The organism is Aeromonas sp. 2MA4, assembly GCF_029237305.1.
Lineage (GTDB): Bacteria > Pseudomonadota > Gammaproteobacteria > Enterobacterales > Aeromonadaceae > Aeromonas > Aeromonas salmonicida.
Window position 1 is genome coordinate 1 of record NZ_JAACFY010000022.1, and the last position, 21,319, is coordinate 21,319.

The window sequence follows — 21,319 nt, forward strand, 5'->3', positions numbered from 1 at the left end:
ACGGGCAGAACACTTGCAACCGTGGCTGCATGAGTACAACTGGCATCGTCCTCATGCAAGTCTGGGCTATAAGCCCCCCATCAGTCGTCTTCAATCTGTGAACAACCTGGTGGGTTTACACAGCTAGTTGATGGTATTCAGGGCGAGAGCGGCTCGCGGTGATATTCGTGGCCGCCACATTCGGGGCAGGTATCGAGTGGTTGAGGGTGCAGCACTGTATGGCGCCAGCCGCACTGCTCGCACACCATGACGCCCAGTCCCACCCAGTCTCCCGCTTCGTACACCCCTTTGTGTTCCAGCTCGTCGGCCAGCTCGCGCCACTCCACCTGGGCGCGGTCGGTCACATCCGCCAGCCAGGACCAGGCGGTGTCTTTGAGGGCCAGCATGAAGGCGGACTCCTCCACGGCCTCATCGCTGCGGGCTTTATCATCGTTGCGGCTCAGCTCATAGTTGCCCAGATCCCGCTTCACGTATTCGGCGATCAACGCCAGCTCATCCTGGGTCAGGTCGCTGGCGGCCTCCAGATAGGCCTGCACCTTGGCGATCATCCGGTTGAGGCGCTCCCCCTGGAACTGTTCGGTCTCCTGCCACTGCTTTTGCAACTCTGCAATGAAGGCTTCGTACCCTTTTTGACGTTTGTCCATGGTCGTTACTCCTCTACTGAACCCTGATCATGCCCGGCATAAGGCCTGACGGATGCTGGCGGTTGTTGCCGCCGCTGGATATGGGTATTCTATTGCGATTTCCCAGCTGATTTATCTATTCATTTCACAGATCCGGATGTCACCAATGCAAGAGCAATACGTTCCCCAATCGATCGAACCAGCAGTGCAAAAGCACTGGGATGCCAAGAAAACCTTCAAGGCCGTGGAGAAAGTAGACAAGGAGAAATTCTACTGCCTGTCCATGTTCCCCTATCCGTCTGGTCGTCTACACATGGGGCACGTTCGTAACTACACCATAGGTGATGTGATCTCCCGTTATCAACGCCTCAATGGCAAGAACGTGCTGCAACCCATAGGTTGGGATGCATTCGGTCTGCCGGCGGAGAACGCCGCGGTCAAGAATAATACCGCACCGGCCCCCTGGACCTACGAAAACATCGAATACATGAAGAACCAGCTGAAGATGCTGGGGCTGGGTTATGACTGGGATCGCGAGCTGGCGACCTGCAAGCCGGATTACTACCGCTGGGAGCAGTGGTTCTTTACCAAGCTGTACGAAAAGGGTCTGGTCTACAAGAAGACTTCCTCCGTCAACTGGTGTCCGAACGACATGACGGTGCTGGCCAACGAGCAGGTGGTCGACAACTGCTGCTGGCGCTGTGACACCCCGGTGGAGCAAAAAGAGATCCCCCAGTGGTTCATCAAGATCACCGACTATGCCGAAGAGCTGTTGAACGACATCGACAATCTGGAAGGCTGGCCGGAGATGGTCAAGACCATGCAGCGCAACTGGATTGGCCGCTCCGAAGGGGTGACAGTACAGTTCGATATCGACATAGATTTCGCAATGTCGAAACTGAACAAACTTTCGAACAAGTCTTTGATGGAGCTGACTTTAGAAAAAGGTAAAGCGTGTATCGACATATACACGACCCGACCCGATACCCTGATGGGCGTCACCTATGTCGGTATCGCCGCCGCTCATCCGCTGGCACTGCTAGTTGCCAAAAGCAATCCGAAGCTGGCCGCCTTTATCGAAGAGTGCAAGAACACCAAGGTGGCTGAAGCCGAGCTCGCCACCATGGAGAAGAAGGGCATGGCCACCGGCCTCTACGCCATTCACCCGCTGAATGGCCGCAGGGTACCGGTCTGGGTCGCCAACTTCGTGCTGATGAACTACGGCACCGGCGCCGTGATGGCGGTACCGGCCCACGATCAGCGTGACTTCGAATTCGCCACCAAATATGACCTCGATATCAAGGCTGTAATCCAACCCTGTGAAGTTGAGGAGGCTAAACGTGCTCTTAAGCATGGCGTGATGTCACAGGCTGATGCAGATCGAGCATACAAGGAATGTTGGACTGAAGCGGAAAAACAGGCAGTAATGGCACCTTTGCCTCATGACCGCAGAGCAGAACAGGAAGCTGTTATTGCAAAATATGAATCAGCTCTAACCATAAGTGCTTACACCGAGAAGGGTGTGCTGTTCAACTCCGGCGAATTCGATGGCTGCAATTTTGATAATGCCTTTAAGAAGATCACCAACAAGCTGGAAGGGCTCGGCCACGGCAAACGCACCGTCAACTTCCGTCTGCGTGACTGGGGCGTCTCCCGTCAGCGTTACTGGGGTGCCCCCATCCCCATGCTGACCCTGGCTGACGGCACAGTTGTGCCGACTCCGGAAGATCAGCTGCCGGTACTGCTGCCGGAAGATGTGGTGATGGATGGCATCCAGAGCCCGATCAAGGCCGATGCCGAGTGGGCCAAGACCACTTACAACGGCCAGGAAGCGTTCCGGGAAACTGACACTTTTGACACCTTTATGGAGTCCTCCTGGTACTACGCCCGCTACTGCTCTCCGGACTACGACAAGGGTATGCTGGATCCGGCTGCTGCCAACCACTGGCTGCCGGTGGATCAGTACATAGGCGGCATCGAGCACGCCTGTATGCACCTGCTCTACGCCCGCTTCTTCCACAAGCTGCTGCGTGATGCAGGGCTGGTGAACAGCGACGAGCCGTTCAAGCGCCTGCTCTGCCAGGGCATGGTGCTGGCCGACGCCTTCTACTACAAAGACGAGAAGGGCGGCAACGTCTGGGTCAGCCCGACCGACGTCAAGGTAGAGCGTGACGACAAGGGTCGCATCACCAAAGCCATCGACCTTGAGGGTCGCGAAGTGATTCACTCCGGCATGACCAAGATGTCCAAGTCCAAGAACAACGGCATAGACCCTCAGCTGATGGTGGAGCGTTACGGCGCCGATACCGTTCGTCTGTTCATGATGTTCGCCTCCCCGGCCGAGATGACCCTGGAGTGGTCCGACTCCGGTGTAGAAGGCGCCCAGCGCTTCCTGCGTCGCCTGTGGCGTCTGACCTTCGAGCACGTCTCTGCGGGTGCCGTTCCGGCACTGGATGTGGCAGCCCTCACCAGCGAACAGAAAGCCGTTCGCCGCGAGCTGCACAAGACCATCGCCAAGGTGAGCGATGACGTGGGTCGCCGTCAGACTTTCAACACCGCCATCGCCGCCATCATGGAACTGATGAACAATCTGGCCAAGCTGGGCACCGACGAGCAGGACCGCGCCCTGATGCAGGAAGCGCTGGAAGCCGTTGTGGTCATGCTCTCCCCCATCACGCCGCACATCGGCTTCGAGCTGTGGAAGATGCTGGGCAAGGGCGACGACGTGGATCACGCCGTCTGGCCGGTGGCCGATGAAGCTGCCATGGTCGAGACCGAGAAGCTGGTCGTGGTGCAGATCAACGGCAAGATGCGTGGCAAACTGACAGTGCCGGCCGAAGTAAGCCAAGCTGATGTCGAGAAGCTCGCCATGGCCGATGCCTCTGTGCAGAAGTTCACCGACGGTCTGACAGTGCGCAAAGTTATCTATGTACCGGGCAAGCTGCTCAACATTGTCGCTAGCTAATGGTGGCAAGGCCCCTCCCCTGCACTCCTTTTGTCATGGGAGGGAGCGTCTTGCTCCTTCCCCCTTGCAAACAAGCAGGTCGGGAAGGAGTCTGCTGACCGTTGCCAATCATGATGACGGCGGGCAGACGCCCGCCGCTCTTCACTTCACGCAAAGAGGATTTCATATGGGCACCACCCTCACTCGCTGGATGGCCATCACACTGATGGGCTTGCTGTTGCAGGCCTGCGGTTTTCAGATGCGGGGCACCGCCATCCCGCCCGAGCTGATGACCATGAAGGTGGTCGGTGACAACAAGAGCGACTTCTACCGTCTGGTGACCACTCGTCTCAAGGCCGCGGGCGTACAGCTCGCAGACAAGGAGGGCATCCCTGTACTCACCCTGGCTGGCGTGCGCAGCACCAGCCAGGTCGCCTCGGTTGACGCCATCGGCCAGGATCGTGAGTATTTGCTGGGCTACAGCACCCAGTTCACCGTCTCCATGCCGGGCAAACCGACTCAGGTGTTTCCCATCACCTTCAACCGCAGTTTCCTGAACAAACCGGACGCGGCACTGGCCTCCTCCCGTGAGCAGGAGCAGCTGGGCAAGGAGATGCAAGAGCAGGCCGCCAGTCTGGTCATCCGCCAGCTGAGTCAGGTCAAGTTCTGATGCGAGCATCTTGATGAGAGTCGACCCCGAGCAGTTCGTGGACCATCTCAAAGCAGGGCTCAAGCCCTGCTATCTCATTTTTGGTGACGAGCCTCAGCGCAATTTGCAAGAGCAGGCCATCGCCCCTGCGCCCCACCGACTCAACCAGGCCAAGTTCTGATGCGGATCTATCCCGAGCAGTTTGCGGATCATCTCAAAACAGGGCTCAAGCCCTGTTACCTCATCTTTGGTGACGAGCCTCTACTCAAACTGGAGGCTATCGACGCCATCCGTCAGGTCGCCCGCAAGCAGGGTTTCGACGAGCGTCATACCTTTGTGGTCGAGGCGGGGCTGGACTGGAATCAGGTCTACGATGCCTGCCAGGCCATGAGCCTCTTCTCCGCCCGCCAGATCATAGAGCTGGAGCTGCCGGCCAAGGTCGACAAGGATCTCGCCGCCCGCATCAGCGAGATTGGCAAGCAACTGCATCCGGATCTGCTGCTGGTGCTCAGCGGTGGTCGCCTCAACCAGACCCAGATGAAGGCAGCCTGGTTCGACAAGCTCAGCCAGGGCGGCACCTATGTGCCGGTCAATCACCCCGAACCCCGCTTCTTTCCACGCTGGATGGGGGCCCGTTTCCAGCGTTTCGGCCTCAAGGCGCTGCCCGATGCCATCAACTTCATGTGCCACTCTTACGAGGGCAACCTGCTGGCCGCGAGCCAGGAGATAGAAAAACTGACCCTGCTGGCGCCGCCCCAGCCCATCAGCGTCGCCTATCTGCAAGAGACCATCATACGGCACGCCCACTTCACGCCATTCCAGCTCATCGATACCCTGCTGGAAGGCAAGGTAAACCGGGCCCAGCGTATTCTGCTGGCCCTGCGCGCCGAGGGCACAGAGCCCGGCATGCTCTCCTGGGCCCTGTGCCGGGAGCTGGAACAGCTCACCGAGCTGGCCCTGGCTGCCAGAGCCGGCCAGCCGCTGGTGGAGCACTTCTCACGCCTGCGCATCTGGCAGAGCCGCCAGCAATTGATCCAGCAGGCGCTGACCCGGTTGCCCTTCACCAAGTTGCAGCAGTTGTGGCAACTGATGGCCCAGCTTGACGACGCCTTGCGTCGCTTCGACACCGAACGGGCCTGGCTGATGTTGCAGACCCTCGCCCTCGGTTTTCGCGATGGCACTCCCCTGCCTTTGCTCGAGCCAGCATCATGATGAGCTCGCCGCCAGACCTGAAGAACCGAAGTGGCCCTGTTGACACCAAACCATTTGACGACGCGGGGGCATGGTCATGCTGAAAACCCCCATCGGCCTGCTGGGCGGCACCTTCGACCCCATCCATATCGGCCATTTGCGGCCGGCCATCGACGCGCGCGACGCGCTTGGGCTGGCCGAAATCCGCCTGATCCCGAACCATATACCGCCCCACAAGGCCAATCCCTTCTGTTCGAGCGAGCAGCGCCTCGCCATGGTCAGACTGGCGGCGGCGGAAAATCCGGGGTTTGTGGTGGATGAGCGGGAGCTCAAGCGGGACAAGCCGTCTTACACCATAGATACCCTGATGGCGCTGCGGGAAGAACTGCCCGATACCCCGCTCTGCTTCCTGATGGGGATGGATTCATTGCTCACGCTGCCGAGCTGGCATCGCTGGCAGGCACTGCTCGATTACGCCCACCTGGTGGTGAGCGTGCGCCCCGGCTGGCAACCTGACTACCCGACCGAGGTGGCCGACCTGCTGGCACACCATCACACCACGGATGCCACCGCGCTGCACCGGCGCCTTGCCGGCCATATCTGGCTGGCAGACAATCTGCCCATAGCGCTGTCGGCAACCCGGCTAAGAGAGCTGCTGGCGGCGGGACAGGATCCCCGCTATCTGCTGCCAGCCTCTGTGGCCGATTACATCCGGCAACAGGGCCTCTACCAGGCGGACTGAATGCAACTAGTGCCGACTATTGTCCGGGCCGGTTGCGCACTATATTGATCAACAGGGGCCTGGTTTGCCGACCTGGCATGGCCCCCGCTCCACTCCCCTTCACCAGACTGGGAAACGGGAGTGACCATGATATAATCCGCCGCCCTGACGTAAGTAGCAGGGCGCCGGAATACAGGAGAGAATCATTGCAAGGCCAAGAACTGCAAGCCTTTATCGTCGACAAGATCGATGACATGAAAGGCCGCGACATCATCACCCTCGATGTGCGCGGTCAATCCAGCATCACGGACACCATGATCGTCTGTTCCGGCAACTCCAGCCGCCACGTCAGCGCCATCGCTCACAATCTGGCCAGCGAAGCCCGCCATGCGGGGCTCGACCTGCTGAGCGTGGAAGGCCAGCTCACGGGTGAATGGGTACTGGTGGACCTGGGGTCCGTAATAGTGCACGTGATGCAGGATGAGTATCGCGATTTCTACCAACTGGAAAAACTCTGGAGCGGTGCCGCTCAAGTGAATGCGCAATAGGGCACAAGTGTAACAAACGATGAAGATCCAGTTGATTGCAGTGGGCACCAAGATGCCTGCCTGGGTAGAGCGTGGCTTCGAAGAGTACCGTCGCCGTTTTCCCAAAGACATGCCATTCGAACTCGTCGAAATTGGCGCCGGAAAGCGCGGTAAAAATGCCGACATTCCCCGCATCTTGCAAAAAGAAGGGGAAGCCATGCTGGCCGCGGCCGGCCGCTCGCGCCTTGTGACCCTGGATATCCCCGGCAAGCCCTGGACCACGGAACAACTCGCCGTGCAGCTGGAAGCCTGGAAACTGGATGGCCGCGATGTGGCCCTGCTGGTGGGAGGCCCGGAGGGCTTGTCGCCGGAGTGCAAGGCCGCCGCCGAACAGAGCTGGTCGCTGTCGCCGCTGACCCTGCCCCATCCGCTGGTACGGGTGCTGGTGGCCGAGAGCCTCTATCGCGCCTGGAGCATTACCACCAATCATCCGTATCACAGGGAATGAACCATGCACATCTGGCGCATCACCCCCTTATATCACCCGTATCACAGGGAATAACCCATGGGGTTTTTGTCTTCTCCCTTCGTCTGTCATAAGGTAGCGGCATGCTGAAGAATCGCATCGAAATGCGCGACCACAGCGCCGAAGGCCGCCTCTTCTTCCGACGCACCCTGGTCGCCTACATCGGCATGGTCGTGCTGATGCTGGTGTTGCTGGGCAATCTCTATTATCTGCAGGTAGAGTCCTTCGAAACCTATCAGACCCGATCCAACGACAACCGGATCCGGGTTGTGCCTGTGGCGCCGCCGCGGGGCCTCATCTATGACGCCAATGGCGTGCTGCTGGCGGAAAACCGCCCGGTTTACAGCCTGGAAATCGTGCCGGAAGAGACCCGGGATCTGGACAAGACCGCCGACGAGCTGATCACCCTGCTGGCGCTGCCAGAGGGGACCAAGGAGAAGTTCCTGGCCGAGGTCAAGCGTCAGCGCCGCTTCAAGCCGGTCCCCCTGTTCGAGAAGCTGACCGAGTATCAGGTCGCCCTCTTCTCGGTCAACCAGCACAACTTCCCGGGCGCCAGCATCGAGGCTTACCTCAAGCGTTACTATCCGTTTGGTGACACCCTCACCCATGCGCTGGGCTATGTGGCCAAGATCAACACCCAGGATGAGGCTCGCCTCAAGAAAGAGGAAAAATTCGCCAACTATGCCGCCACCAAAGACATCGGCAAGCAGGGGGTGGAGAAATTCTACGAGGATCAGCTGCACGGGGTAGCCGGTTATCAGGAGGTCGAGGTGAACAACCGCGGCCGGGTGGTGCGTACCCTCAAATTCCAGCCGCCCGAGCCTGGCAAGGACATCTACCTCAACATCGACATCCGCCTGCAACTGAAGGCTCAGGAACTGCTGGCCGGTCGCCGGGGCGCCATCGTCATGATGGATCCCAATACGGGCGCCATCCTGGCCATGGAGTCGAGCCCCAGCTATGACCCCAACCTGTTCGTGACCGGCATCTCCAACACCAATTATTCGGCGCTGCTCAACGATCCGGCCCGCCCGCTGGTGAACCGCACCACCCAGGGCATCTATGCCCCCGCCTCCACCGTCAAGCCCATGATGGCGGTAATGGGGCTGAACGAAGGGGCCATCACCGCCAACTACCGCTACTTCGGCGGCCCCAGCTTCTCCATTCCGGGCACTACCAAGAAGTTTCGTGACTGGCGCAAATGGGGTCACGGCTGGCTCGATGTCTATCGCGCCATCGAGGTGTCGGCGGATACCTATTTCTACGATCTCGCCTATCGGGTCGGTATCGACAAGATCCACAGCTACATGACCAAGTTCGGCTTCGGCCAGTACAGTGGCGTGGATCTGTATGAAGAGACCCGAGGCGTCATGCCGTCCCGCGACTGGAAGATGGCACGCTGGCGCCAGCCCTGGTATCAGGGGGACACCATCTCCATCGGCATAGGTCAGGGCTACTGGAGTTCCACACCGATCCAGCTGGCCAAGGCCACCAGCATTCTGACCCAGAACGGCCACGACGTGACGCCACACCTGCTCAAGAGCACCGCCTCGCAAGAGGGCGTGGTCAACGCCCCCGTCAACCCCAATATCGCCCTTCAGGCCAAGAGCGACAGCTACTGGCAAGTGGCCAGGGATGGCATGTGGCGCGTCATCAACGGCCATGAAGGAACCGGGCGGCGCGCTTTTGCCAACACCCCCTACAAGGCTGCAGGCAAGTCGGGTACCGCCCAGGTGGTGGGCATGAAAGAGAATCAGGTCTACAACGCCAGCACCATGAAGGTGGAGCATCGCGACAACGCACTGTTCGTCGCCTTTGCCCCCTTTGATGCGCCCAAGGCCGTGGTGGCCCTGGTGCTGGAAAACGCCGGTGGTGGCAGTAGCATGGCAGCGCCCGTGGCGCGCCAGATGCTGGATGCCTATCTGGTACCACCTGAGCCCCAGTTGCCACCAGCGCCCAAGCCGTCGTCCCCACCAAGCGAGGTCGTTCCCAATGAGTAATTCCTCACGGCAGCAGAGTCTCTGGTACAAACTGCACATCGACCTGCCGCTGTTGCTCGGCCTGCTGGCCCTGATGTCCCTCTCCATGGTGGTGCTCTACTCCGCCTCCGGTCAGGATGTGGATTCCATAGTGCGCCAGTTGGTACGCGGCGGCTTGGCCTTCGGCCTGATGATAGGCCTGGCCCAGTTGCCTCCCTCACTCTATGCGCGCTGGGCTGTCCCCCTGTTTGTGGTCGTGGTCTTGCTGCTGATCGCGGTGGACGTGTTTGGCCACATCGGCAAGGGGGCACAGCGCTGGCTTGATCTCGGCTTCATGAAGTTCCAGCCCTCTGAGGTGATGAAGCTCTCCATGCCCGTCATGGTGGCAGCCTGGCTCAGTCGCCACTCCCTGCCTCCCAAATTCAGCCATGTGATCATTGCGCTGCTGATGGTGTTGCTGCCGACCCTGCTGATCGCGGCCCAGCCCGATCTCGGCACCTCCATACTGGTGGCCGCTTCCGGCTTCTTCGTCATCTTCCTGGCGGGGATCAGCTGGTGGCTGATTGCTCTGGCGGTGATGCTGATCTGCGCCTTCATGCCGGTACTCTGGTTCTTCCTGATGCACGACTACCAGCGCCAGCGGGTGCTGATGCTGCTAGACCCCGAGAAAGACCCCCTGGGTCGCGGCTATCACATCATTCAGTCCAAGATAGCGATCGGTTCGGGTGGCGTGTTTGGCAAAGGCTGGCTGCAAGGCACCCAGTCCCAGCTGGAGTTTCTGCCCGAACGCCACACCGACTTTATCTTTGCGGTCTTCAGTGAAGAGTTCGGACTGGTGGGCGTGGCTCTGCTGCTGGTCATCTATCTCTACATCATCAGCCGCTGCCTGTTTATCTCCATGCAGGCCCAGAACAGCTTCGAGCGTCTGCTGGGTGGTGCCCTGACCCTCACCTTCTTCGTCTATGTGTTCGTCAACATGGGCATGGTGAGCGGCATACTGCCTGTGGTGGGGGTGCCACTGCCCCTGGTGAGCTATGGTGGTACCTCAATGGTGACCCTGATGGCGGGCTTCGGCATTCTGATGTCCATTCAAACTCATAGAAGGCTGCTGGCCTGATGAAATCATGGTGGCTGGCACTAGCACTGTGCTCGCTGGCAACGGACGCGACCGTTTCGCCCGAGCGACTGAGCCAGCTGGCGGAGCAGCAACAGGTGCCGCTGGCGGCGTTGCAGGATGCCGCCGCCAAGGCACAGTTGCGCCAGGAGATCCTCGACACCATCAGCCGCCCTTGGGAAGCCAAACCCTGGTATCGCTATCGGCCGCTGTTTGTGACGCCAAGCCGCATTCAGGACGGAGTCAGCTTCTGGCAACGCCATGCCGATGTCCTGGCGCGGGCCGAGCAGACCTATAGCGTGCCCGCCGCCCTCATCGTCGCCATCATAGGCATCGAAACCTTCTATGGCCGCCAGATGGGCCGCCACTCGGTGCTCGACAGTCTCTACACCCTGGGCTTCCACTATCCGGAACGCAGCGACTTCTTTGCCAAGGAGTTTGCCCAGCTGGTGCTGCTGGCCGAGGAAGAACAGTGGCCCCTCACTACGCTCAAGGGATCCTATGCCGGTGCCATGGGAATGGGGCAGTTCATGCCCTCCAGTTATCGCCACTACGCGGTCGACTTTGACGGCGATGGTCGGCGGGATCTGTTTCGCAACCCTGTGGATGCCATCGGCAGCGTCGCCAACTATTTCGCCGAGCATCAATGGCGCTGGGGCGAGTCCGCCGTCGAGCCCGCCTTGATCGGTCTGGCCCCCGTCAGTACCCTGCTCAGACCCGAGCCTGAACTCAAGCAGCAGTGGGCAGAGCTGGCTGCCGCCGGCATTGAAGTTGCCACACCGCTGGCGCCACAGACGCCTGTGAAGTTGCTGGCATTGGAACAGGCCGATGGACCGGAATACTGGGTCGCGCGCCACAATTTTTACGTGATCACCCGCTATAACCGCAGCCCTCTCTATGCGATGGCGGTGCATCAACTCAGTCAAGCAATCCAGGAAGCGTATGTATCAGAGCCACAAATTTCTCCCGCTCAGCCTGACCTTGTTGTTGGCCGCCTGTAGCAGCCAGCCGGAACAACGCCCCCTGCCGCAGGCGCCCATGCCCCAGGAAAAACCCCAGGTCATAGAGATACCACAAGCCACAGGGGCCATTCCGCGCCCCGAGCCCCTGAGTGCCAGCGGCAACCGTGACTACTGGATTGGCAAGCAGAAGAACGAGGTGTGGCGCGACATCAAGCACTATACCGAAGAGGGTACCGCCAGCTGGCTGGCCCCGGATCTGGACGGCCAGAAGACCGCCAACGGCGACGTGCTGGACAGCAAACTGTTCAGCGCCGCCCACCGCAACCTGCCGCTGCCCAGCTATGTGCGGGTCACCAACCTGAGCAACGGGCTGGAAACCATAGTGCGAGTCAACGATAGAGGTCCCTTTGGCAGTGATCGTCTCATCGATCTCTCCTACACTGCCGCAGAGCAGCTGGATATGGTAGCGAGTGGCGAGGCCCGCGTGCGACTGGAGCTTATCAACGACACGCCGGATCAGATGATGATCATTGAGCCGATGAAGCCCATCCCAATGACCCCGACGACTGCGGCCGCAGCAGCGCCCAAGACGATATCGCAAGACGGCTTCCTGGGTGAACCGACCGCGCTGGCGATGGCAACCCCTGCCGCTGCTGCCGCGCCCGTCAAAACCACGGCAGCCAAACCGGCACCGGCCAAGGCTGCTGCCCCCGCCAGTAGCGGCGACGGCAAGATGATCCAGGTGCTGGCCAGTGGCTCCAAAGAGAGAGCCGAAGCCATGGGCAAGGTGATGACCCAGCGCTACGGCGTGCCGTATCAAGTGGTGACACACAATGCCCTCTTCCGTGTCCTGCTGGGCCCGGTCGCCGCCGATCAGCAGGCCACCCTGCTGGCACAGATCCGTCAGGGGGGGCTGGAGCAAGCCTTTATCGTCCCCTGAGCCGTGTGGCTCATATGAAGGTGGCCACCGCCATCTTGATGGGTATCACGTCGTTTCCCGGCGTGATACCCACTACTGATGGATAAAAAACCAGGCCAGATGGCACGTCGGACTATGACCAACGGGCGCTTCTGGTATAGTTAAGCCCGCATTTTAACTTGGGTTACCCCCCATCCAGGCTCCAGGAATTTCAAGATGTCCAAATTTGCCCGTTCAGTTATTCTGGCCTCCCTGATAAGCGCCACCGCCCAGGCCAACACACCTGTACCCACACCGAACGCCGCCCCCATGGTCGTTCCCGCCGCGCCGGAGATCTCCGCCAAGGCCCATATTCTGATCGACTACTACTCGGGCCAGGTGCTGGCAGAAGACAATGCCGATGAACGCCTGCCGCCCGCCAGCCTGACCAAGATGATGACCTCCTACATCATTGGTCACGAGCTGCTGGAAGGAAACATCAAGAACACCGACATGGTGACCATCAGCAAGAACGCCTGGTCCAAAAACTACACCGACTCCTCCAAGATGTTTATCGAGGTGGGCAAACAGGTCTCCGTCGATGATCTGAACAAGGGCATCATCATCCAGTCCGGCAACGACGCCTGCGTCGCCATGGCCGAATTCCTGGCGGGCAGCACTGACTCCTTCGCCAGTCTGATGAATGCCTGGTCCGCCAAGCTGGGGATGAAAGATACCCAATTCAAAAACCCCCACGGACTGGATGAAGAAGGTCACTACAGTACTGCTCGCGACATGGCTCGTCTGGGTCAGGCCCTGATCCACGATCAGCCGGAGGAGTACAAGATCTACGCCCAGAAATCCTTCGTGTTCAACGGCATCACCCAGCACAACCGCAACCGCCTGCTGTGGGATCAGTCCCTGCAAGTGGACGGCATCAAGACAGGCCACGTCAGCCAGGTTGGTTACAATCTGGTTTCCTCCGCCACCAACAATGAAGGCATGCGCCTGATCGCCGTTGTGCTGGGCGCCAGCAGCGAAGGTTCCCGCGCCGCCGAGAGCAAGAAACTGCTCACCTACGGCTTCCGTTTCTTCCAGAGCCTGACCCCGTACAAGGCCGGCACCGAGCTGGTCACCCAGAAGATCTGGATGGGTGACAAGCCGGAAGTGAAACTGGGCGTCGACAAGGATGTGTCTGTGCTGGTCACCCGTGGTCAGGGCAACAACCTGAAGGCGGACTTCCAGCTTGAAAGCGAACTGAAAGCACCGCTGGCCAAGGGTCAGCGAGTGGGCACAGTGTTCCTGAAGCAGGGCGACAAGGAGATCAAGCAGGTTCCCCTGGTTGCGCTGGAAGAAGTGCAGGAAGGCGGTCTGATGAGCCGTCTGTGGGATTACCTGGTACTGCTGGTCACCAGCTGGTTCAAGTAAGCCACAGGATAAAATAGTGATAAAAGAGCGGCGCCAATAGGCGCCGCTCTCCAGTTAGGGTCTCTGTGAGCGAATAACCCTGCAATCTGCAGGTTCCGCCGCCAGCTGATTTGTGGTAAAAAGCAGCACCTCCATGTCTTGTCGATCAGTCTGGGCCTTGATCCCGGCCCGGGCAATGCCCATATAGACTTGTACTGGCGGCCCTGATGGGCCATAGGCCACTTGGCCACACAAGATGAAAGATAAGGTCATCCCGTGATGACGCCAAAAGGTGAGTAGATGAATACCAAGTTTGATGAACTGCTGGAGTTCCCCTGCAAGTTCCCGTTCAAGGTGCTCGGCGTAGCCGATCCGGCACTGCCTGATCTGGTGGTAGAAGTGCTGCAGCAGCACGCCCCAGGCACTTACAGCCCGACCGTTCAACCCAGCACCAAGGGTAACTACCACTCGGTGCGGGTCACTGTGACGGCCCAGAGCAAGGAACATATCGAAGCCATGTACACAGCTCTCGGCAAGATCGAGCTGGTTCGCTACGTTCTGTAAGCCACCTCTCTCGCCCCGCCAGGGGCGATTGATTTTGTGCAATCCTGTTTTGCCGACTCAAGCGCCTGTCAGTGAGGAACCATGTCACTCCAGATCCCCGCCCAACCACAGCTGTTAGTCAGACAGTTGGGTCGCCGCCCCTACCAGCCGGTATGGGATGCCATGAAGGCCTTCACCGATAACCGCACCAGCGATACCCCGGATGAGTTCTGGGTGGTGGAGCACGATCCAGTCTACACCCAGGGCCAGGCTGGCAAGGCCGAGCATCTGCTCGCTCCCGGTGACATCCCCGTGGTGCAGAGCGATCGTGGCGGTCAGGTGACCTATCACGGCCCCGGCCAACTGGTGCTCTATGTACTGGTGGATGTGCGCCGCAGCAAGCTGTCGGTACGCGAGCTGGTGACCTGCCTGGAAACCGCCATCATCAATACCCTGGCAAAAAGCGATATCCAGGCCTATGCCAAGGCCGATGCCCCCGGCGTCTATGTGACCAACGAGCTGGGCATGGAGGCCAAACTCGCCTCCCTGGGCCTGCGGATCCGCAAGGGTTGCTCGTTTCACGGCCTGGCACTCAACATCAACATGGACATGACCCCCTTCCTGCGCATCAACCCGTGCGGCTATGCGGGCATGGCCATGACCCAGACCAGCGCCCTGGGCGGCCCGCAAAGCGTGGCCGAGGCGCAAGCCATTCTGGTGGCCGAACTGGCCAGCCTGATTGGCTATCAAACGATCACGAATGCCGACGATACCCCATGAGCAAGCCCATGCCGGGCGTCCATGAGGGCATGAAAATGGCCCAAACGGCTATCAACCAGACAATAACAAACACCGAGAGTGAATCATGAGCAAACCCGTTCGTATGGAGCCGGGCGTCAAGCTGCGCGATGGCGACAAGATGGCCCTGATCCCGGTGAAATTCATGCCGGATCCCAACGAGGAAGTGCTGCGCAAGCCGGACTGGATGCGGATCAAGCTGCCGCCGTCGAGCCAGAAGATCGAGCACATCAAGAGCACGCTGCGCAAGAACAAGCTGCACTCAGTGTGTGAAGAGGCCTCCTGCCCCAACCTGGCCGAGTGCTTCAACCACGGCACCGCCACCTTCATGATCATGGGGGCCATCTGCACCCGTCGTTGCCCCTTCTGCGACGTGGCCCACGGCCGCCCGCTGGCGCTGGATCCCGACGAGCCGCAGAAGCTGGCACTCACCATCAAGGAGATGGGGCTGAAATACGTGGTCATCACCTCGGTGGACCGCGACGATCTGCGCGACGGCGGTGCCCAGCACTTCGCCGACTGCATCAAGCAGATCCGCGAACACAGCCCCCAGACCCGCATCGAGATCCTGACCCCGGACTTCCGTGGCCGCATGGAGCAGGCGCTGGAGGTGTTCCGCGAAACGCCGCCGGACGTGTTCAACCACAACCTGGAAACCGCACCGCGCATGTACCGTGTCGCCCGCCCCGGTGCCGACTACAAGTGGTCCCTTGAACTGCTGCGCCGCATCAAGGAGATGCACCCCCATGTGCCGACCAAATCCGGTGTCATGATGGGCCTTGGCGAGACCAACGAGGAGATAGTGCAGGTGCTCAAAGATCTGCGCGAGCACGGTGTCAACATGCTGACCCTGGGTCAGTACCTGCAGCCAAGCCGCCACCACCTGCCGGTGAAGCGCTACGTGCCGCCCGCAGAGTTTGACGAGCTGAAAGATGTCGCCATGGGGCTGGGCTTCTCCCACGCCGCCTGCGGCCCCTTCGTGCGCTCCTCCTACCATGCGGACCTGCAAGCCAAGGGGGAAGAGGTCAAGTAATCTCTTCCCTCCTTTACTTAAGAAGAGCGCCCAAGGGCGCTCTTCTTATAGATCAGTCGTTTGCGATCGCCCCGCCATAGCGTTAACGTAATCGCTCCTTTTTCAGGAGTGATACCCAAGATGCCAACCCCCCTCGTTCGTCTGCTCCCCATGAGCGCTGCCTATTATTCCGTCTTCTACGACCGCTCCCTCGAGGACTACGCACAAGATCTGGCCAGCAACCATGGCTATGATCTCGCCACCGCTCGCCGCAAGTCAGAGGCCTCCCTGCTGCAGTACCTGCCCCAGGGGATCGCCACCCCGGGTCACTGTTTGCTCTGCATCATGCCGGGCGAGGTGACGGGAGAAGAGGCAGAGCCACTGGGCTATCTCTGGCACGCCATCAATGCCGATGATGACGCCACCTTTATCTACGACTTCTATATCGACCCGGCCCTGCGCAGCCAGGGCTATGGCAAGGCCGCCATAGCGGCACTGGAAGCCAGTCTCAGGGCCAGTGGCATCAGCCAGATCAAGCTGCGGGTCGCGTACGACAACCCGCGGGCCCTGGCGCTCTATCAGGAGGCAGGCTTCATCATCACAGGGCACAACATGGCCAAGCTGCTGGGTTAGTTTTGTTGAGCCTCATCTTGCCCCCATCCCGCCAGGGGCGTGTTGCGGTCAGGCGGGGGCTGCTATGATGTGGCCGCCCCGGCCAGTTGCCGCAGCGGCACGGTTTTTCATTCCCTGTTGCCCCGTTTCAGGATCATGCTCATGTCACACACCCGCGTCTTTATCGTGCACGGCTACACTGCCTCCCCCCAGTCCCACTGGTTCCCCTGGCTCAAGGAGAAACTCGAGTCTCGCGGTATTCATGTCGAGGTGCTGGCCATGCCAAACCCGCACCATCCCGAGCCTGATGCCTGGGATCAAGCCATGGACCGCCTTGTCCAGGATCACGACGAGCATACCTTCCTGCTGGGCCACAGCCTTGGTTGCATCACCATACTGCGCCAGCTCAGCCGCCAGCCCGCCTCCCGCCGGGTGGGCGGTATCCTGCTGGTATCCGGTTTCGACCAGCCGCTGCATACCCTGCCGGAGCTGGATGCCTTCATGACCCAGCGTTACGACCCGGCGCACATCATGACATTGGCACCACAACGGGTTGTCGTTGCCTCCCGGAACGATGCCATAGTGCCCTATCGCTACTGCCAGCACCTTAGCGAGCAGCTGGCCGCGCCACTCTACAGCCTGGAGCAGGGTGGCCACTTCCTCGATCGGGACGGTTTCCTGACACTGCCGCTGGTCCACGACCGGCTGCTGGGGATGATAGCCCCCGCCGAATAGTAAAACGGCCACACAAGTGGCCGTTTTCACAGGCTGCGTGTCTAGAGCGACATGCCGGAGAAGGACATGAAGCCGAGCGACATCAGCCCTGCCACTATGAAGGTAATGCCAATGCCGCGCAGCCCCTCGGGCACATTCGAATACTTCATCTTCTGGCGCAGGCCGGCGATGGCGACGATGGCCAGCAACCAGCCAAGTCCGGAGCCCGCTCCATACACCACGGATTCGATGAAATCGTAATCCCGCTGGGCCATGAACATGACACCGCCGAAGATGGCGCAGTGCACCGTCAGGAGCGGCAGATAGATGCCCAGGGCGTGATGGAGCGCCGGGAAATGCTTGTCGAGCACCATCTCCATCACTTGCACCAGCGCGGCAAGCACCCCGATATAGATGATGAAATCGAGAAAGCCGAGATCAAACTCCCCGAGGAAGGTGCTGCCCGGGCGCAGGATATGGCGGTAGATCAGATTGTTGAGGGGAATGGCGATCACCATGACCACCAGCACCGTCATGCCCAGGCCAAATGCAGTGTTGATGTTCTTGGAAACGGCCAGAAAGGTACACATGCCCAGAAAGAAGGCCAGCGCCAGGTTTTCGACAAAAATCGACTGAATAAACAGGTTTACATAATAATCCATCGGATCGGCTCACAGCTTGTGCAGGGAACAACCCTGCCACGGCACCCGACCAACAGGTCAGAGCAAACAGGCAGGGGCAACAAGGCGCGGCAGCAGACCCCGGCATCAGCCAGCAGGCGGGTGCCAGTTGTCTATCGACGAGAAGAAGCCGGGATCCGGTGCGCGCTCAGCGGCAAGCCGGACACGAGTCACCGTGGCAGAAGCGAAATTGCAGATGCTGGCCGAACAGCAGCCGTTTATGAAGGTCCCCCAAGTAGCTGGACAGCTGCCTGAGGTAGATGAGGGGCAGGAAGAACAACAAACCACAGAGCAAACCCAGGATGTCGTGCTGGAACCAGGCCAGCAGCATCTGGTCGAAATGGGGGTGATTGGCTCCCTCCAGCCGGCGCCCCTGCTCGACGCCGAGCCGCCAATGAGCGGCAGGTGGCAGACTGACACTGTTTGCCAACCCTTGATCGGACGCCCCGTGCAATTGCATAGGGGCCGCAGACACAACAGATGCCGGCAGATCGGACGCAGTGACCCCTGCCGCGGTAAACGCAGCAAGCCACAGTAAGCAGGCGATGGCGAGAGCCATCCATCCCGGCTGTGATCGGCCAAGGGGTGGCAAGGGTCAGGCTCCTTGAAAAGGCAAGGGATTGAACGGGGGCGAATATATCACAGGCATGCTCTTTATTGAATTCTTGCATCCAGTACGAAGCGAAACTTGATGTAAAACACCCACTTTACCCACAAAACCGGCATTTAAAAGCTGGGATAAAAATGGGGGCGTACCGGCCCCTCTCGTTGGCACTCGAGTCCATCAGGCGTGATGAGCGCCGTCTCCGATAACAAAACGGCCACCCGAGGGTGGCCGTTGTCATCAACGGAGCGCTATTGCTGCCGGACTAGAGACCGGCCGCTTCCAGATGCTCCACCAGCAGCTGCACGCTGCGGTTGCCGCGCCACTCGTTGACATCGAGCCGGTAGACCAACCGCACACGCTTTACCGAGGCATCCGGCCAGCGCTTGAGATCGACCCCGAAGGCGATGGCATCCACCGCATGGCCGGAATCCGTGGTCAGCATCATCTTGAGGTGTTTCTCCCCCACCAGCCGCTGCTGCACCAGCACGAATTCGCCGTCAAACAGCGGCTCGGGGAAGGCCTGGCCCCAGGGGCCGGAGGCGCGAATAAGCTCAGCCAGCTCAAGGCTGAGCTCATCCGGCAGCAGTTCGCCGTCGGTGAGCAGTACCCCGGTCAGCAGCTCAGGGGTCACCAGCTCGCCGATCACCGTCTCGAAGGCGCGGCCAAAGGCCTCGATATTGGCCTTGGGCAGGGTCAGCCCCGCCGCCATGGCGTGGCCGCCAAATTTGCCCATCAGGCCCGGATGGCGGGTATCGAGCAGTTCGAGGGCATCGCGCAGATGCACGCCGGGAATGGAGCGCCCCGAGCCCTTGAGCTCGGTCTCGCTGCTCTCGGCAAACGCGATCACAGGCCTGTAGTACTTCTCCTTCACCTTGGAGGCCACCAGCCCCACTACCCCCTGATGCCACTCGTCTCTGTGCAGCACTATGCCGGAAGGCACCTCGCCATCGCGAAACCGGATCTGCTCCAGGGTGGCGAGTGCCTCCTGCTGCATCCCCTGTTCTATCTCCTTGCGCTCCTGATTGAGGCTGTCCATCTCGGAGGCGAGCTGGCGCGCCAGATTGAGATCGTCGCTGAGCAGACAGGCGACCCCGAGGGACATGTCATCGAGCCGGCCCACCGCATTGAGGCGCGGCCCCAGCGCAAAACCAAGGTCGGCGGCGGTGAGACGGCGGCCATCGCGGCCCGACACATCCACCAGCGCCTGAATGCCGGGACGGCAGCGACCGGCCCGGATCCGCTGCAACCCCTGATGCACCAGGATGCGGTTGTTGCCATCCAGCGCCACCACGTCGGCGACAGTGCCGAGGGCCACCAGATCCAGGTAATCCGCCACATTGGGGGCACGAATGCCCTGGCGCTCATACCAGCCCAATTGGCGCAGATGGGTGTTGAGGGCCGCCATCAGATAGAAGGCCACCCCCACCCCGGCCAGGGACTTGGAGGGGAAGTCGCAGCCGTGCTGGTTAGGGTTCACTATCGCGTCGGCAGCAGGCAGCTCCTGGCCCGGCAGGTGATGATCGGTAACCAGTACCTGCATGCCGGCCGCCTTGGCCGCCGCCACCCCGGCGATGCTGGAGATGCCATTGTCCACCGTGATGAGGAACTCGGCGCCGCGCGCTACCGCCAGCTCGACTATCTCCGGGGTCAGGCCATAGCCGAATTCGAAACGGTTGGGCACCAGAAAATCGATGTGGTGGCCCCCCATTGCTCGCAACGCCAGCACGCACAGGGCCGAGCTGGTGGCGCCATCGCAGTCAAAATCACCGACGATGAGGATGCGCTGCTGGGCGGTCAGCGCAGCTGCCAACAGGGGCACTGCCTGCTCCATGCCGAACAGGCGCTGGGGCGGCAACAGCTGGCTGGCGCTGCGCTCGAGCAGGGCAGGATCCTCTACCCCCCGGCTGGCAAAGACTTGACGAAGCAGTGGGTGCAAAGTAGCGGGCAGATGGGAATCATCAACTCGCGGACGACGACGGATTTGCAGGGGCATTGATGTGATCCAGTATCTTGAGCAGTTGTTCAGGGCTCTGATAACCCCGCACCAGATCCCCGTTTGGCAGGACCCAGCTCGGCAGCGCCTTGATCCCGAGCCACTGGCTCAGGCCGATATGATGGGCAAGGATCTCATTACAGCCGGTCGCAGGCAAACGATCACTGAGCTCAAGTTCGCGCAGCAGCTCGGGATCGCACCAGAGCGCCTGTGCCTCTGCCACATCGGCGAAGGTACCCAGCGCTGGCAGTAACTGCACACTCACCCCCTGTGCCTGCAAAATGGGCAACTCATCCAGCGCGGTACGGCAGTTGCGGCAGGTCAGATCGGTAAACAGGGTGACGCTGTGACGCTCGGGCTCGGCCTTGAGCTGCATACGCCGTTCGCCAATCTGGGCCAGCGCCCGCTGACGTTGCTGACGCTGACCCAGCATGGTGAGGTTTTTCATGTCGTGGCCCAGATCCAGCATGATGCCCTGAAGCACATAGTCGCCCCCTGCATCGGCATAGAGCGGCCCCTGACTGGTGCCCAGCATGAAGAGGCCGGGCATGGGGGTCGCATCCACCAGATAGACCTGAACCCCGAGTCGCTGCTCTATACGCTGTTTCAATAATTGGGGATCCATCCCCGCGCTGGCAGCAAAGGTGCACAGCAGCATCATTCCCAGTAGTAAATGCTTCACTCTTTTACTCACTTGGCATGAACGAATGGACTCACAAGGTAACTCAGGCCATGTCCTGGCCTCAACTTGTTAATTACTGATTGATTAATAGAGAGACCTGCAAAAAAATCCCTCCCTGACAGGTTGCCAATTGGGCA

The 21,319-nt window shown here is 60.2% G+C and carries 23 protein-coding genes; 18 read left to right on the forward strand and 5 right to left on the reverse strand.

Annotated elements, in window-relative coordinates; translation table 11 throughout:
• The coding region (locus GWQ31_RS18605; protein WP_265421721.1) for an integrase core domain-containing protein at positions 1-127 on the forward strand (127 nt) is incomplete at its 5' end.
• 10 nt (positions 128-137) lie between these two features.
• Here GWQ31_RS18605 and GWQ31_RS18610 read toward each other — a convergent pair.
• Positions 138-644 carry a zinc ribbon-containing protein gene (locus GWQ31_RS18610; protein WP_005317324.1) on the reverse strand — a complete coding sequence of 169 codons (507 nt, stop codon included), beginning with the start codon at positions 642-644 and terminating at the stop codon, positions 138-140.
• Positions 645-789: 145 nt separating this feature from the next.
• Between GWQ31_RS18610 and leuS the strand changes: the two genes are divergently transcribed.
• The 17 genes from leuS to GWQ31_RS18695 all read left to right on the forward strand — a co-directional run bounded on the left by leuS (position 790) and on the right by GWQ31_RS18695 (position 17,241).
• On the forward strand, positions 790-3,588 hold the full coding sequence (gene leuS / locus GWQ31_RS18615; protein WP_275909994.1) for a leucine--tRNA ligase: 2,799 nt from the start codon (positions 790-792) through the stop codon (positions 3,586-3,588).
• A 166-nt stretch (positions 3,589-3,754) separates the two neighbouring features.
• A complete protein-coding gene (gene lptE / locus GWQ31_RS18620) occupies positions 3,755-4,237 on the forward strand; it encodes an LPS assembly lipoprotein LptE (RefSeq protein ID WP_275909995.1) in 483 nt (160 codons plus the stop codon).
• Positions 4,238-4,250: 13 nt separating this feature from the next.
• Complete coding sequence (locus tag GWQ31_RS18625; protein WP_275909996.1) at positions 4,251-4,397, forward strand: DNA polymerase III subunit delta; 147 nt, start codon at positions 4,251-4,253, stop codon at positions 4,395-4,397.
• Positions 4,397-5,428: a DNA polymerase III subunit delta gene (gene holA, locus GWQ31_RS18630; protein WP_005317335.1), complete on the forward strand. Its 1,032-nt coding sequence runs from the start codon at positions 4,397-4,399 to the stop codon at positions 5,426-5,428. Before GWQ31_RS18625 ends, holA begins: the two co-directional genes overlap by 1 nt.
• A 76-nt stretch (positions 5,429-5,504) precedes the next feature.
• Positions 5,505-6,149 carry a nicotinate-nucleotide adenylyltransferase gene (nadD, locus tag GWQ31_RS18635; protein ID WP_275909997.1) on the forward strand — a complete coding sequence of 215 codons (645 nt, stop codon included), beginning with the start codon at positions 5,505-5,507 and terminating at the stop codon, positions 6,147-6,149.
• A gap of 185 nt (positions 6,150-6,334) precedes the next feature.
• On the forward strand, positions 6,335-6,676 hold the full coding sequence (gene rsfS / locus GWQ31_RS18640) for a ribosome silencing factor (RefSeq protein WP_005317340.1): 342 nt from the start codon (positions 6,335-6,337) through the stop codon (positions 6,674-6,676).
• A gap of 19 nt (positions 6,677-6,695) precedes the next feature.
• Positions 6,696-7,163: a 23S rRNA (pseudouridine(1915)-N(3))-methyltransferase RlmH gene (rlmH, locus tag GWQ31_RS18645; RefSeq protein WP_017411988.1), complete on the forward strand. Its 468-nt coding sequence runs from the start codon at positions 6,696-6,698 to the stop codon at positions 7,161-7,163.
• A 101-nt stretch (positions 7,164-7,264) separates the two neighbouring features.
• Positions 7,265-9,181, forward strand: coding sequence for a penicillin-binding protein 2 (gene mrdA / locus GWQ31_RS18650; RefSeq protein WP_021138173.1), 1,917 nt, complete (start codon positions 7,265-7,267; stop codon positions 9,179-9,181).
• Positions 9,174-10,277, forward strand: coding sequence for a rod shape-determining protein RodA (rodA, locus tag GWQ31_RS18655; RefSeq protein WP_021138172.1), 1,104 nt, complete (start codon positions 9,174-9,176; stop codon positions 10,275-10,277). The genes mrdA and rodA overlap by 8 nt, the downstream gene beginning before the upstream one ends.
• Entirely contained in the window at positions 10,277-11,275 is a 999-nt protein-coding gene (gene mltB / locus GWQ31_RS18660) for a lytic murein transglycosylase B (RefSeq protein WP_275909998.1), read from the forward strand. Before rodA ends, mltB begins: the two co-directional genes overlap by 1 nt.
• Positions 11,217-12,176 (forward strand): septal ring lytic transglycosylase RlpA family protein, encoded by a 960-nt coding sequence (locus GWQ31_RS18665; protein WP_275909999.1) that lies wholly within the window; start codon positions 11,217-11,219, stop codon positions 12,174-12,176. The genes mltB and GWQ31_RS18665 overlap by 59 nt, the downstream gene beginning before the upstream one ends.
• A 195-nt stretch (positions 12,177-12,371) precedes the next feature.
• Positions 12,372-13,562 carry a serine hydrolase gene (locus GWQ31_RS18670; RefSeq protein WP_059111444.1) on the forward strand — a complete coding sequence of 397 codons (1,191 nt, stop codon included), beginning with the start codon at positions 12,372-12,374 and terminating at the stop codon, positions 13,560-13,562.
• A 279-nt stretch (positions 13,563-13,841) separates the two neighbouring features.
• Complete coding sequence (gene ybeD, locus GWQ31_RS18675; RefSeq protein ID WP_005317360.1) at positions 13,842-14,105, forward strand: DUF493 family protein YbeD; 264 nt, start codon at positions 13,842-13,844, stop codon at positions 14,103-14,105.
• A gap of 81 nt (positions 14,106-14,186) precedes the next feature.
• A complete protein-coding gene (gene lipB / locus GWQ31_RS18680; RefSeq protein WP_005317363.1) occupies positions 14,187-14,864 on the forward strand; it encodes a lipoyl(octanoyl) transferase LipB in 678 nt (225 codons plus the stop codon).
• Between the two features lie 85 nt (positions 14,865-14,949).
• Positions 14,950-15,915 (forward strand): lipoyl synthase, encoded by a 966-nt coding sequence (gene lipA, locus GWQ31_RS18685; protein WP_017412924.1) that lies wholly within the window; start codon positions 14,950-14,952, stop codon positions 15,913-15,915.
• A 120-nt stretch (positions 15,916-16,035) separates the two neighbouring features.
• On the forward strand, positions 16,036-16,527 hold the full coding sequence (locus GWQ31_RS18690; RefSeq protein WP_275910000.1) for a GNAT family N-acetyltransferase: 492 nt from the start codon (positions 16,036-16,038) through the stop codon (positions 16,525-16,527).
• A 141-nt stretch (positions 16,528-16,668) separates the two neighbouring features.
• Positions 16,669-17,241, forward strand: a complete 573-nt coding sequence (locus GWQ31_RS18695; protein WP_275910001.1) for an alpha/beta fold hydrolase — start codon at positions 16,669-16,671, stop codon at positions 17,239-17,241.
• Between the two features lie 41 nt (positions 17,242-17,282).
• On the opposite strand, the gene nqrE is transcribed toward GWQ31_RS18695, so the two are convergent.
• From nqrE to GWQ31_RS18715, 4 genes are all read right to left on the reverse strand, one after another.
• Complete coding sequence (nqrE, locus tag GWQ31_RS18700) at positions 17,283-17,882, reverse strand: NADH:ubiquinone reductase (Na(+)-transporting) subunit E (protein ID WP_169045550.1); 600 nt, start codon at positions 17,880-17,882, stop codon at positions 17,283-17,285.
• A 166-nt stretch (positions 17,883-18,048) separates the two neighbouring features.
• Positions 18,049-18,360, reverse strand: coding sequence for a hypothetical protein (locus GWQ31_RS18705; protein ID WP_275910002.1), 312 nt, complete (start codon positions 18,358-18,360; stop codon positions 18,049-18,051).
• 409 nt (positions 18,361-18,769) lie between these two features.
• Positions 18,770-20,500 carry a single-stranded-DNA-specific exonuclease RecJ gene (gene recJ, locus GWQ31_RS18710; protein ID WP_087755072.1) on the reverse strand — a complete coding sequence of 577 codons (1,731 nt, stop codon included), beginning with the start codon at positions 20,498-20,500 and terminating at the stop codon, positions 18,770-18,772.
• On the reverse strand, positions 20,466-21,182 hold the full coding sequence (locus GWQ31_RS18715; protein WP_265420950.1) for a disulfide isomerase DsbC N-terminal domain-containing protein: 717 nt from the start codon (positions 21,180-21,182) through the stop codon (positions 20,466-20,468). The genes recJ and GWQ31_RS18715 overlap by 35 nt, the downstream gene beginning before the upstream one ends.
• Positions 21,183-21,319 lie beyond the last annotated feature (137 nt).

What these genes read in the sequence shown, in the direction of transcription:
- GWQ31_RS18610 (WP_005317324.1), bottom strand. Translation starts at nt 644, where the DNA reads ATGGACAAACGTCAAAAAGGGTACGAAGCCTTCATTGCAGAGTTGCAA.
- leuS (WP_275909994.1), top strand. Translation starts at nt 790, where the DNA reads ATGCAAGAGCAATACGTTCCCCAATCGATCGAACCAGCAGTGCAAAAG.
- lptE (WP_275909995.1), top strand. Translation starts at nt 3,755, where the DNA reads ATGGGCACCACCCTCACTCGCTGGATGGCCATCACACTGATGGGCTTG.
- GWQ31_RS18625 (WP_275909996.1), top strand. Translation starts at nt 4,251, where the DNA reads ATGAGAGTCGACCCCGAGCAGTTCGTGGACCATCTCAAAGCAGGGCTC.
- holA (WP_005317335.1), top strand. Translation starts at nt 4,397, where the DNA reads ATGCGGATCTATCCCGAGCAGTTTGCGGATCATCTCAAAACAGGGCTC.
- nadD (WP_275909997.1), top strand. Translation starts at nt 5,505, where the DNA reads ATGCTGAAAACCCCCATCGGCCTGCTGGGCGGCACCTTCGACCCCATC.
- rlmH (WP_017411988.1), top strand. Translation starts at nt 6,696, where the DNA reads ATGAAGATCCAGTTGATTGCAGTGGGCACCAAGATGCCTGCCTGGGTA.
- mrdA (WP_021138173.1), top strand. Translation starts at nt 7,265, where the DNA reads ATGCTGAAGAATCGCATCGAAATGCGCGACCACAGCGCCGAAGGCCGC.
- rodA (WP_021138172.1), top strand. Translation starts at nt 9,174, where the DNA reads ATGAGTAATTCCTCACGGCAGCAGAGTCTCTGGTACAAACTGCACATC.
- mltB (WP_275909998.1), top strand. Translation starts at nt 10,277, where the DNA reads ATGAAATCATGGTGGCTGGCACTAGCACTGTGCTCGCTGGCAACGGAC.
- GWQ31_RS18665 (WP_275909999.1), top strand. Translation starts at nt 11,217, where the DNA reads ATGTATCAGAGCCACAAATTTCTCCCGCTCAGCCTGACCTTGTTGTTG.
- GWQ31_RS18670 (WP_059111444.1), top strand. Translation starts at nt 12,372, where the DNA reads ATGTCCAAATTTGCCCGTTCAGTTATTCTGGCCTCCCTGATAAGCGCC.
- ybeD (WP_005317360.1), top strand. Translation starts at nt 13,842, where the DNA reads ATGAATACCAAGTTTGATGAACTGCTGGAGTTCCCCTGCAAGTTCCCG.
- lipB (WP_005317363.1), top strand. Translation starts at nt 14,187, where the DNA reads ATGTCACTCCAGATCCCCGCCCAACCACAGCTGTTAGTCAGACAGTTG.
- lipA (WP_017412924.1), top strand. Translation starts at nt 14,950, where the DNA reads ATGAGCAAACCCGTTCGTATGGAGCCGGGCGTCAAGCTGCGCGATGGC.
- GWQ31_RS18690 (WP_275910000.1), top strand. Translation starts at nt 16,036, where the DNA reads ATGCCAACCCCCCTCGTTCGTCTGCTCCCCATGAGCGCTGCCTATTAT.
- GWQ31_RS18695 (WP_275910001.1), top strand. Translation starts at nt 16,669, where the DNA reads ATGTCACACACCCGCGTCTTTATCGTGCACGGCTACACTGCCTCCCCC.
- nqrE (WP_169045550.1), bottom strand. Translation starts at nt 17,882, where the DNA reads ATGGATTATTATGTAAACCTGTTTATTCAGTCGATTTTTGTCGAAAAC.
- GWQ31_RS18705 (WP_275910002.1), bottom strand. Translation starts at nt 18,360, where the DNA reads ATGCAATTGCACGGGGCGTCCGATCAAGGGTTGGCAAACAGTGTCAGT.
- recJ (WP_087755072.1), bottom strand. Translation starts at nt 20,500, where the DNA reads ATGCCCCTGCAAATCCGTCGTCGTCCGCGAGTTGATGATTCCCATCTG.